General features: G+C 69.6%; 9 protein-coding genes. 3 read left to right on the plus strand and 6 right to left on the minus strand.

Annotation, left to right across the window (positions count from 1 at the left end):
• Positions 1-76 precede the first annotated feature (76 nt).
• A complete protein-coding gene (locus tag IE262_RS35480) occupies positions 77-1615 on the minus strand; it encodes a S8 family serine peptidase (protein WP_189879575.1) in 1539 nt (512 codons plus the stop codon).
• A 446-nt stretch (positions 1616-2061) separates the two neighbouring features.
• Here IE262_RS35480 and IE262_RS35485 point away from each other — a divergent pair, with 446 nt between their 5' ends.
• From IE262_RS35485 to moaA, 3 genes are all read left to right on the plus strand, one after another.
• Positions 2062-2418, plus strand: a complete 357-nt coding sequence (locus tag IE262_RS35485; RefSeq protein ID WP_134040684.1) for a DUF485 domain-containing protein — start codon at positions 2062-2064, stop codon at positions 2416-2418.
• A complete protein-coding gene (locus tag IE262_RS35490; protein WP_189879576.1) occupies positions 2415-4040 on the plus strand; it encodes a monocarboxylic acid transporter in 1626 nt (541 codons plus the stop codon). The genes IE262_RS35485 and IE262_RS35490 overlap by 4 nt, the downstream gene beginning before the upstream one ends.
• A gap of 200 nt (positions 4041-4240) precedes the next feature.
• Positions 4241-5230, plus strand: coding sequence for a GTP 3',8-cyclase MoaA (moaA, locus tag IE262_RS35495; protein WP_229877828.1), 990 nt, complete (start codon positions 4241-4243; stop codon positions 5228-5230).
• A gap of 42 nt (positions 5231-5272) precedes the next feature.
• Here the strand turns inward: moaA and IE262_RS35500 are convergent, their stop codons facing one another.
• The 5 genes from IE262_RS35500 to IE262_RS35520 form a co-directional block, all read right to left on the minus strand.
• Complete coding sequence (locus IE262_RS35500; protein WP_134040758.1) at positions 5273-5527, minus strand: hypothetical protein; 255 nt, start codon at positions 5525-5527, stop codon at positions 5273-5275.
• Positions 5528-5761: 234 nt separating this feature from the next.
• Positions 5762-6178 (minus strand): DUF3099 domain-containing protein, encoded by a 417-nt coding sequence (locus tag IE262_RS35505; protein ID WP_134040681.1) that lies wholly within the window; start codon positions 6176-6178, stop codon positions 5762-5764.
• Positions 6179-6381: 203 nt separating this feature from the next.
• Positions 6382-7650 (minus strand): tyrosine--tRNA ligase, encoded by a 1269-nt coding sequence (gene tyrS / locus IE262_RS35510; RefSeq protein ID WP_134040680.1) that lies wholly within the window; start codon positions 7648-7650, stop codon positions 6382-6384.
• A gap of 55 nt (positions 7651-7705) precedes the next feature.
• Positions 7706-9115: a metallopeptidase TldD-related protein gene (locus IE262_RS35515; RefSeq protein ID WP_189879577.1), complete on the minus strand. Its 1410-nt coding sequence runs from the start codon at positions 9113-9115 to the stop codon at positions 7706-7708.
• A complete protein-coding gene (locus IE262_RS35520) occupies positions 9112-10635 on the minus strand; it encodes a TldD/PmbA family protein (RefSeq protein ID WP_189879578.1) in 1524 nt (507 codons plus the stop codon). Before IE262_RS35520 ends, IE262_RS35515 begins: the two co-directional genes overlap by 4 nt.
• Positions 10636-10953 lie beyond the last annotated feature (318 nt).

Genomic DNA, 10953 nt, shown 5'->3' on the forward strand with positions numbered 1-10953 from the left:
TCGTTCGCGGTACGAGCGGTACGAGTCGGTACGGCCGTACGAGCCGTGCGGGAGAGCAGTCAGCCGACGGCTGCCGCTACTTGACGGCCTTGAGCGCGTTGACGATGCCGGCGCCGTAGAAGCCGTTCGCCTTCGGGCCGCCCTCACACACGGCGTCCTGCGTGCCGTCGCCGTCCTGGTCGTACGACTCGGGGCAGGCCTGCTGGTCGGCCTGCGCCTTCAGCAGCCGCTGCAGCTCGGCTCCGTTCGCCCACGGGTGGGTGGACTTCAGCAGCGCGGCGACACCCGCGACGTGCGGCGACGCCATCGAGGTGCCCTGGAGGAAGGCGTACTGCCCGTTCGGCATGGTGGAGAGGATCCGGCCGTCCTTCGACGGGGTGTCCGGGAGCTGGTAGCGGCGGTCGCCGCCCGGGGCCGCGACGTCGACGACGCCCTTGCCGTACGTCGAGTAGTACGACTTGAGGTTCTGGACGCCCGTCGCGCTGACCGTGACGACACCCGGCAGCTGGGTCGGAAGGTCGAAGCACTCGGACGGGTCGATGGTGCGCTCGACCGGGGTGGAGTCGTCGGGGCTCGTGGTGTCGACGATCGCGTCCGAGGCGAGGTCGTGGTTGGAGTTGCCCGCCGACGCCACGTTCAGCAGGCCCTTCTTCTGGGCGTACAGCTGAGCCCGGTTGACCGCGTCGACGATGGCCTTCTGGTCCGGGTCGTCCACGCAGTTGTAGAGCCACGGGTCGACGTAGTAGCTGTTGTTCGTGATCTCCACGCCGTTGTCGGCGGCGAACACGAAGGCGCAGACGACGCTCTCCGGGTAGAACAGACCGTTGTCCGGGTCGCTCACCTTGATGCCGGACACCTTCACGCCGGGGGCGACACCGGCGACGCCTATGCCGTTGCGGGCCGCGGCGACCTCACCGGCGACGTGCGTGCCGTGGTAGTCGTCCGCGGTGTACGGGCGCCAGGCGCCCTCGCTGGTGTCCGCCACGCCGCCCACACAGTTGGCCGACTGGGACGCGGAGAAGTTCGGGGCGAGGTCGGGGTGGGTGTCGTCGACGCCGGTGTCGATCACGGCGACGGTGACCTTGCCGCTGCCCGGGTTGATCTTCGCGGCCTTGTCGGCGCCGATCGCCCGCAGGTCCCACTGGTCGGCCTCAAGGGGCTCGCTCCCGGGGACGTCCGCCGACGCGGCCTTCACCTTGGCGGCCTCCTCGGCCGTCAGATAGTCCGCGGCACCCACGTCCGTCGTGCCCGCGGCGACCAGCGGCGTGGTCCGGGTCGCACCCGCGGACTGCACACCGGGCACGGCACGTATCTGCGCGCCGAAGTCCGGGTTGGCCGAGTGGACCACGATCACGCCGATCTTGTCGTACGTGATGACGACGGTGCCACCGGCCTTGGCTATCGCCTTCTCGACGGCCGCGATGGTCCGCTTGTCCGTGCTCGTGTTGACGACGTACGCCAGGTTCGGGCCGTCCTCGGTCACCGAGGCGGCGGAGGCGGCCGAGGTGAGCGGCGCGGCCGAGGCGACACCCGGCAGGAAGCCGAGAGAGGCGGTCAGCGAGAGGGCGACCGGAACCGCGAGCGCGAGACGGCGTCTTGAGCGCAGTTGAGCCATGGGATCTCCACATCATCCTGAAACGAAAACCCGCCCGTGACACAGGGGTGCCCGGGCAGGTACATGACGCGTGGTGCAGGCCGAAACTATCTCCCGCCCTCCCTGGCCAGCAACGACTTACGGCGACGACGACCGAAGTACAGGGAAACCCCTCACTTGAGCCGAGCGGGTGACCGGTCCCGACCGCCTGCGAACCGCATGTGAACCACTTGCGAAAAGAACCGTGCGGGAGTTGAACCGGTTCCCGCGCGCCGCCGTGACGTTGAGCAGGGAGCCCGAGCACCATCGGGCCCCCTGCCGGATCACGCACCGGGCACCTGCACCTCGCCGGCCGGTGTGATCCACATCTACCTGAGGATCAGAGCCGTCATATGTCCGAAACCGACCCGTCCCCGACATCACCCCCGACCCCCGGGGCAACCGAAACCGCAACGCGAGGAGACTCCGTGGCAACCGACGCACCGCCCCCCTCGAAGGCAGAGCACCAACTCCCCCCGACGGAGGAGTTCGTCCGGGTGCAGGAGAGCGCGGACTTCGGTGAACTGCGCCGCTCCTACCGCTCCTTCGCCTTCCCGCTGACGATCGCCTTCATCGCCTGGTACCTGCTGTACGTCCTGCTCTCCAACTACGCGGGCGACTTCATGGGCACCAAGCTGTTCGGCAACATCAACATCGCCCTCGTCTTCGGCATCGCCCAGTTCGTCACCACGTTCCTCATCGCCTGGTGGTACTCGCGGCACGCCGCCGCGAAGCTCGACCCCAAGGCCGAGGCCATCAAGTCCGAGATGGAGGGCGGCGCATGAGCCCCGTACAGCAGACCGTGCTGGCCGCGAACCAGGCCAGCGAGCACCGGCCACTGATCATCACCCTGTTCGCGGCGTTCGTCGTGGCGACGCTCGTCATCACCGTCTGGGCGGGTCGTCAGACCAAGGACGCCGCCGACTTCTACGCGGGCGGCCGCCAGTTCAGCGCCTTCCAGAACGGACTCGCGGTCTCCGGCGACTACATGTCGGCCGCGTCGTTCCTCGGCATCGCGGGCGCGATCGCCATCTTCGGCTACGACGGCTTCCTCTACTCCATCGGCTTCCTGGTCGCCTGGCTGGTGGCGCTGCTCCTGGTCGCCGAGCCGCTCAGGAACTCCGGCCGCTACACCATGGGCGACGTCCTGGCGTACCGCATGCGCCAGCGCCCGGTGCGCACGGCGGCCGGCACCTCCACGATCGTCGTCTCGATCTTCTACCTGCTGGCCCAGATGGCGGGCGCGGGCGTCCTCGTCTCGCTGCTGCTCGGCATCACCTCGGACGCGGGCAAGATCGCCATCGTCGCCCTCGTCGGCCTCCTGATGATCGTGTACGTCTCCATCGGCGGCATGAAGGGCACCACCTGGGTCCAGATGGTCAAGGCCGTGCTGCTCATCGGCGGCACCCTCCTGATCACCTTCCTGGTGCTGCTGAAGTTCAACTTCAACATCTCCGACCTGCTCGGCTCGGCCGCCGAGAACAGCGGCAAGGGCGCCGCCTTCCTGGAGCCCGGACTGCAGTACGGCCTGAACGGCACCTCCAAGCTGGACTTCATCTCGCTCGGCATCGCGCTGGTCCTCGGCACCGCCGGTCTGCCGCACATCCTGATCCGCTTCTACACGGTGCCCAACGCCAAGGCCGCCCGGAAGTCCGTGAACTGGGCGATCGGCATCATCGGCGCCTTCTACCTGATGACCATCGCCCTCGGCTTCGGCGCCGCCGCGCTGATCTCCCAGGACGAGATCATCGAGTCCAACCCGTCCGGCAACACGGCGGCACCGCTGCTCGCCCTGCACCTGGGCGGCGTCGACTCGGCCTGGGGCGCGATCCTGCTCGCCACGATCTCGGCGGTGGCCTTCGCGACGATCCTCGCCGTGGTCGCCGGTCTCACCCTCGCCTCGTCGTCCTCCTTCGCGCACGACATCTACGCCAACGTCATCCGCAAGGGGAAGGCCACCGAGAAGGAGGAGATGAAGGCGGCCCGCTGGGCGACCGTGTTCATCGGCATCGTCTCCATCGCCCTGGGCGCCCTGGCCCGCGATCTGAACGTGGCCGGTCTGGTCGCGCTGGCCTTCGCGGTCGCCGCGTCCGCCAACCTGCCGACCATCCTCTACAGCCTGTTCTGGAAGAAGTTCACCACCCAGGGCGCGCTGTGGTCGATCTACGGCGGTCTCATCGTGGCCGTGGGCCTGGTGCTGTTCTCGCCCGTCGTCTCCGGCGACCCGAAGGCGATGTTCCCGGACGTCGACTTCGCCTGGTTCCCGCTGAAGAACCCGGGCATCATCTCTATCCCGTTCGGCTTCCTGATGGGCTGGCTGGGCACGGTCCTGTCCAAGGAGGAGCCCGACGCCGGCAAGTACGCCGAGCTGGAGGTGCGTTCCCTCACCGGCACCGGGGCCCACTGAGCGCTCCCCCACCGGGTACAGCACTCGACAGCGCGCGGGGCCGTCGCAGAGATCTACGGGCCATCGGTTTTCGGCCGTCGTAGGGATCTACGGCGGCCCCGCCGCGTCTCGTGCGATGCGCGCCACTGTTGTTGTCAGCCCGGTCACGTAGGCTCGCAGATGTCGGAGAATTGGTGATCCGTTCGCGGGAGGGGGCCCACGTGCTCATCGACACCTACGGCCGAGTGGCCACTGACCTACGGGTCTCGCTGACCGACCGGTGCAACCTGCGCTGTACGTACTGCATGCCCGAGGAGGGCCTCCAGTGGCTGGCCAAGCCCGACCTGCTCACCGACGACGAGATCGTCCGCCTCATCGACATCGCGGTCCGGACGCTCGGCATCACCGAGGTCCGCTTCACCGGCGGCGAGCCCCTGCTCCGGCCCGGACTGACCGGCATCGTGGAGCGCGTCGCCGCCCTGGAGCCGCGCCCCCAGATGTCCCTCACCACCAACGGCATCGGCCTCCAGCGCACGGCACCGGCCCTGAAGGCCGCGGGCCTGGACCGGGTGAACGTCTCGCTGGACACCCTCCGCGCCGACGTCTTCAAGACCCTCACCCGCCGGAACCGCCACAAGGACGTCATCGAGGGCCTCCACGCCGCCCACGAGGCCGGCCTGACCCCGGTCAAGGTCAACTCGGTCCTGATGCCGGGCCTGAACGAGGACGAGGCCCCGGACCTGCTGGCCTGGGCCGTGGAGCACGACTATGAACTGCGGTTCATCGAGCAGATGCCCCTCGACGCCCAGCACGGCTGGAAGCGCGAGGGCATGGTCACCGCCGGCGACATCTTGGCCTCCCTGCGCACCCGCTTCGACCTGACCCCCGAGGGCGCCGACGAGCGGGGCTCCGCCCCCGCCGAACGCTGGATCGTGGACGGCGGCCCGCACCGCGTCGGCGTGATCGCCTCGGTCACCCGCCCGTTCTGCGCGGCCTGCGACCGTACCCGGCTCACGGCCGACGGCCAGATACGCACCTGCCTGTTCGCCCGCGAGGAGACCGACCTGCGCGCCGCGCTCCGCTCCGGCGCCCCCGACGAGGAGATCGCCCGCATCTGGCGGCTTGCGATGTGGGGCAAGAAGGCGGGAGCGGGCCTGGACGACCCGTCATTCGTGCAGCCGGACCGGCCGATGTCGGCGATCGGCGGCTGACGAGCCCTCGTCTGCCGCCCTGACGAGCCTCCGGGCGCCGCCCTACCTCTCGCTGCCCTCGGGAGCCCGCCACTCCGTCAGTTCCACGACGTCCTTCAAGAACCCCCGCACTCCGAGGAACTGCGAAAGATGCTCACGGTGCTCCTCGCACGCGAGCCATGTCTTGCGGCGCTCCGGGGTGTGCAGCTTCGGGTTGTTCCACGCGAGCACCCACACCGCGTCGGCGCGGCAGCCCTTGGCGGAGCAGATGGGTGAGGACGGCTCGGGACCGGGGTCGTTGCCGGGGACGTTCAGCATCACACCCCGACCCTAACGCGCCCCGCAGCACGGACAAGTGCCGGGAAAAGGCGACGCCGAGCAGCCACGGGGGGAGCTGCCCGGCGTCGGTCTGTCGCTCCGACGGGGGATGCGGAGCGCGTACGAAGTATGTCACGGGGAACCCGTCGCCCGGCACCGGAACAACACGATTGTTCTCAGCTTTTCCTGGGCCGGGCGGCCGACCGGATTCCGCTTTCCCGCTGTTCCCCGAGGTCAGGGCCGCTTTTCGGGGCCGGTCGCCGAGGCGGCCGCGGGGTCGGCGACGTCCTCCGGGACGGATCCCGCGAAGCCCGTCCCACCCTCGGCACGGCCCTGGTCGGAGCCGCTGTCCTCGGAAGGCGCGATCATCGGCTTCGGGGGGACCCGCACGAACGTCGAAGGCAGCGAGGGCGCGTTCTCCCGGCCCGCGTTGGCGATCACCACCGCGATATAGGGCAGAACCACACCGAGCACCAGCGCGACGATCGCGACATACCGCTCGACATTCCACAGGACCGCCGCCGCGATCACGGACAGCGTGCGGATCGACATCGAGATGACGTACCGCCGCTGCCTGCCACGCACATCGTCGGCGAGCCCTTGCCTGGCTCCGGTGATCCGGAAGACCTGGCCGTCGCTCTGCTTCCGCATCACGTTCCACCACCCGCCTGCGTCGGACGCTCCCCCGGCACGTACCTGGGCCCGGACCGGTCAGGGGACCGCGACCCGGACAAGGTCCACGTTACGCCGCGTCTGTGTCGCCTACGAGACTGGGGCACGTGTCGTCGGAGCGCACGGCAAGGGCGCGGAAACCAGCACCGTGCTCCCCGCGGTGCGCCCCTTCAACGGGGCGATCAGACTCCGGTGACCTCCACCGCGGCGAGGTTCTTCTTCCCACGCCGCAGCACCAGCCACCGCCCGTGCAGCAGATCCTCCTTGACGGGGACCGAGTCCTCCGCGGTGACCTTCACGTTGTTCACGTACGCCCCGCCCTCCTTCACCGTCCGCCGCGCGGCCGACTTGCTGGGCACGAGCCCGACCTCCGCGAAGAGGTCCACGACGGGACCGAGCTCGGCGACCTTGACGTGCGGCACCTCGGAGAGAGCCGCGGCCAGGGTCCGGTCGTCGAGATCGGTCAGTTCGCCCTGACCGAAGAGGGCCCTGGACGCGGCGATCACGGCGGCCGTCTGGTCCGCGCCGTGCACCAGCGTCGTCAGCTCCTCGGCCAGCGCACGCTGCGCGGCCCGGGCCTGCGGACGCTCCTCGGTCTGCCGCTCCAGTTCCTCCAGCTCCGCACGGGACCGGAAGGACAGGATGCGCATGTACGTGGAGATGTCCCGGTCGTCCACGTTCAGCCAGAACTGGTAGAACGCGTACGGCGTGGTCATCTCCGGGTCGAGCCAGATGGCGCCGCCTTCGGTCTTGCCGAACTTGGTCCCGTCCGCCTTGGTCATCAGCGGCGTCGCCAGCGCGTGCACCTGAGCGTGCGGCTCCAGCCGGTGGATCAGGTCGAGCCCGGCCGTGAGGTTGCCCCACTGGTCGCTGCCGCCCTGCTGGAGCGTGCAGCCGTACCGTCGGTACAGCTCCAGGAAGTCCATGCCCTGGAGCAACTGGTAGCTGAACTCCGTGTAGCTGATGCCCTCTTCGGACTCCAGGCGCCGGGCGACCGAGTCCTTGGTCAGCATCTTGTTGACGCGGAAGTGCTTGCCGATGTCCCGGAGGAACTCGATGGCCGACATTCCGGCCGTCCAGTCCAGGTTGTTCACCATCACCGCGGCGTTCTCGCCCTCGAAGGACAGGAACGGCTCGATCTGCCCGCGCAGCCGGGTCACCCAGTTCGCGACCGTCTCCGGGTCGTTGAGCGTGCGCTCCGCCGTGGGGCGCGGGTCGCCGATCTGGCCGGTCGCCCCGCCCACCAGGGCGAGCGGACGCAGACCCGCCTGCTGGAGCCGGCGCATGGTGAGGACCTGCACCAGGTGGCCGACGTGCAGGCTGGCCGCCGTCGGGTCGAAACCGCAATAGAACGTGACGGGACCGTCCGCGAGCGCCTTGCGCAAAGCGTCCTCGTCAGTGGACAGAGCGAACAGGCCCCGCCACTTCAGCTCGTCGACGATGTCCGTCACGGTTCTCGCGTCTCCTTGGTGATCATCGGGCAGTCGAGTGACTACCGCTACGAGGTTATACGCCCTGACTGACAGAGCTCATATTGAAATCCGGCACCCGCAGCGCGGGCATGGCGGCCCTGGTGAACCAGTCGCTCCACTCCCTGGGCAGCGTCTTCTCCGTGCGCCCGGCCTCAGTGGCCCGGCCCAGCAGGTCGACCGGCGACTCGTTGAACCGGAAGTTGTTCACCTCGCCGGTGACCTCGCCGTCCTCCACGAGGTACACGCCGTCCCGGGTCAGCCCGGTCAGCAGCAGCGTCGCCGGGTCCACTTCGCGGATGTACCAGAGGCAGGTCAGCAGCAGCCCGCGCCCGGTGTTCGCGACCATCTCCTCCAGGGAGCGGTCCTCGCCGCCGTCCAGGATCAGGTTCCCGATCAACGGTGTCACCGGCAGCTTGGTCAGGCCCGCGCTGTGCCGGGTGGTCGTCAGGTGCCGCAGCTCGCCCCCGCCGATCCACTCGGTCGCCGTCAGCGGCAGTCCGTTGTCGAACACCGACGCGTCGTCACCGGAGGAGTGCGCGAGCACGAAGGGGGAGGATTCCAGCCCCGGCTCGTTCGGGTCGCTGCGCAGCGTCAGCGGCAGCTCGGTCAGCTTCTCGCCGATCCGTGTGCCCCCGCCGGGCTTGCTGAAGACCGTGCGGCCCTCGGCGGCGTCCCGGGCCGACGCCGACCACATGTGGTAGATCAGCAGGTCCGCCACGGCCGTGGGCGGCAGCAGCGTCTCGTACCGCCCGGCGGGCAGCTCGACCCGCCGCGCGGCCCAGCCGAGCCGTACGGCCAGTTCCGCGTCCAGCGCCGCCGGGTCGACGTCCTTGAAGTCCCGCGTCGACCTGCCGGCCCACGCCGAGCGCGTACGGTCCGGGGACTTGGCGTTCAGCTCCAGCGTGCCGTTCGGCTGGTCGTGCCTCAGACGCAGCCCCGTCGACGTCCCCAGATAGCTGGAGACGAGCTCGTGGTTGGCGAACCCGTACAGCTCGCGGCCGCCCTCCCGCGCGCGGGCGAACGATTCCCCGAGCGCCGGCGCGAAGTCCGCGAACACGGCGGACGAGGTCTCAGCGGGCGCGTCCGTGAAGTGGGGCGACTGAGGGATGCCGGAGACGAGCGGCTGGGCGTCCTCGGCGGGACCCGCCCCGCGCGCGGCGGCCTCGGCGGCCCGGACGAGCGGCTCCAGCTCGTCGGCGGTGACGGCGGACCGCGACACGACGCCCGACGCCGTGCCCTCCTTGCCGTCGACGGTCGCGATGACCGTCAGCGTGCGCCCGCGCGTGACCCCGTTCGTGGTCAGCGCGTTGCCCGCCCACCGCAGGTTGGCCGTCGAGTGCTCGTCGGCGATCACCACACAGCCGTCGGCCCGGGACAGCTCCAGGGCGCGCTCGACGACCTCGTGCGGCTTGTTCGTGCGGTTCGTCGACGCGGCAGCGCTCATCGACCGGCCTCCTGGGTCGTGTTGAGGATGTTGACGCCCTTGAAGAGAGCGGACGGGCAGCCGTGCGAGACGGCGGCGACCTGGCCGGGCTGGGCCTTGCCGCAGTTGAAGGCGCCACCGAGGACATACGTCCGGGGTCCGCCGACGGCGGCCAGGGACCCCCAGAAGTCGGTGGTCGTCGCCTGGTACGCGACATCCCGCAGCTGCCCGGTGATCCGCCCGTTCACGATCTTGAAGAACCGCTGCCCGGTGAACTGGAAGTTGTACCTCTGCATGTCAATGGACCACGACCGGTCACCGACGACATAGATCCCGCGGTCGACGCTGCCGATCAGGTCCTCGGTCGACAACCCGGCCGGGTCCGGCTGGAGCGACACGTTCGCCATGCGCTGCACGGGCACGTGGCCGGGGGAGTCGGCGTACGCGCACCCGTTGGACCGGTCGAAGCCGGTGAGCCGGGCGATCCTGCGGTCCAGCTGGTAGCCGACGAGGGTCCCGTCCTTCACGAGGTCCCACGACTGCCCTGCGACCCCCTCGTCGTCGTACCCGATGGTCGCGAGGCCGTGCTCGGCGGTGCGGTCACCGGTGACGTTCATGAGCTCGGAGCCGTACTTCAGCTTGCCGAGCTTGTCGAAGGTGGCGAAGGACGTGCCGGCGTACGCGGCCTCGTAGCCGAGCGCGCGGTCCAGCTCCGTGGCGTGCCCGATGGACTCGTGGATGGTCAGCCACAGGTTGGACGGGTCCACGACCAGGTCGTACACGCCCGCCTCGACGCTCGGCGCCCGCATCTTCTCGGCGAGCAGCTCCGGGATCCGCGCCAGCTCGTCGTCCCAGTCCCAGCCGGTGCCCGTCAGGTACTCCCACCCGCGCCCGACGGGCGGCGCGAGGGTGCGCATGGAGTCGAACTCACCGCTGGACTCGTCGACGGACACGGCGGTGAACTGCGGATGCAGACGCACCCGCTGCTGGGTGGTCACGGTCCCGGCCGTATCCGCGTAGAACTTGTTCTCGTGCACCGTGAGCAGCGAGGCGTCCACATGGTCGACCCCGTCGGCCGCGAGCAGCCGCGCGCTCCAGTCGGTCAGCAGCCCCGACTTCTCCTCGTCGGGCACGCTGAAGGGATCGATCTCGTACGAGGACACCCACGTCTTCTCGGCGTGCACGGGCTCGTCGGCCAGCTCCACGCGCTCTTCGGACCCGGCGGCCCTGATCACCTGCGCGGAGAGCTTCGCCATGGCCACGGCCTGCGCGGCGACCTTCGCGGCCGCGTCCATGGTCAGGTCCACGCCGGACGCGAACCCCCACGTCCCGCCGTGCACCACCCGCACCGCGTACCCGAGGTCGGTCGTGTCCGACGACCCGGCCGGCTTGGCGTCCCGCAGCCGCCAGGCCGCGCTCCGCACCCGCTCGAACCGGAAGTCCGCGTGCTCTGCGCCGAGGGCGCGGGCGCGTGCTAGGGCGGCGTCGGCCAGCGCCCTGAGAGGCAGGGCCAGGAATGTCTCGTCGATGCCATGGGCCATGAAGCTCTCCCCGTCTGTTCTGCGGATGTCCGCAGTGAACCATGCCGTGCGGCGGCTGTGGGCGGCCACCTCTTTCACGCGTTCGTGGGGCGTCCATGGCAGTAGGCTGATGAGTCGTCGGCGACGGGGGTGTTGTCCGGGCAACGGCGCCGGTGGAGCCGTCGCAGCAGCAAGGGGGAGTACAGGCGACGATGGATGTTTTCGGGGTCCACCACAACCTGATCAGTGACTACAGCGCCTTTACGAGTTCGCTGGTATCCGTCCGGGACAGGGATATTCAGCAGCATCTCGATGAGGAGCAGGCACGCAAGGCTCGCT

The organism is Streptomyces bluensis, assembly GCF_014650715.1.
Taxonomy (GTDB): domain Bacteria; phylum Actinomycetota; class Actinomycetes; order Streptomycetales; family Streptomycetaceae; genus Streptomyces; species Streptomyces bluensis.

Coding starts and splice junctions, on each gene's coding strand:
- IE262_RS35490 (WP_189879576.1), top strand. CDS start 2,415: ATGAGCCCCGTACAGCAGACCGTGCTGGCCGCGAACCAGGCCAGCGAG.
- IE262_RS35520 (WP_189879578.1), bottom strand. CDS start 10,635: ATGGCCCATGGCATCGACGAGACATTCCTGGCCCTGCCTCTCAGGGCG.
- IE262_RS35500 (WP_134040758.1), bottom strand. CDS start 5,527: ATGCTGAACGTCCCCGGCAACGACCCCGGTCCCGAGCCGTCCTCACCC.
- IE262_RS35515 (WP_189879577.1), bottom strand. CDS start 9,115: ATGAGCGCTGCCGCGTCGACGAACCGCACGAACAAGCCGCACGAGGTC.
- IE262_RS35480 (WP_189879575.1), bottom strand. CDS start 1,615: ATGGCTCAACTGCGCTCAAGACGCCGTCTCGCGCTCGCGGTTCCGGTC.
- IE262_RS35505 (WP_134040681.1), bottom strand. CDS start 6,178: ATGCGGAAGCAGAGCGACGGCCAGGTCTTCCGGATCACCGGAGCCAGG.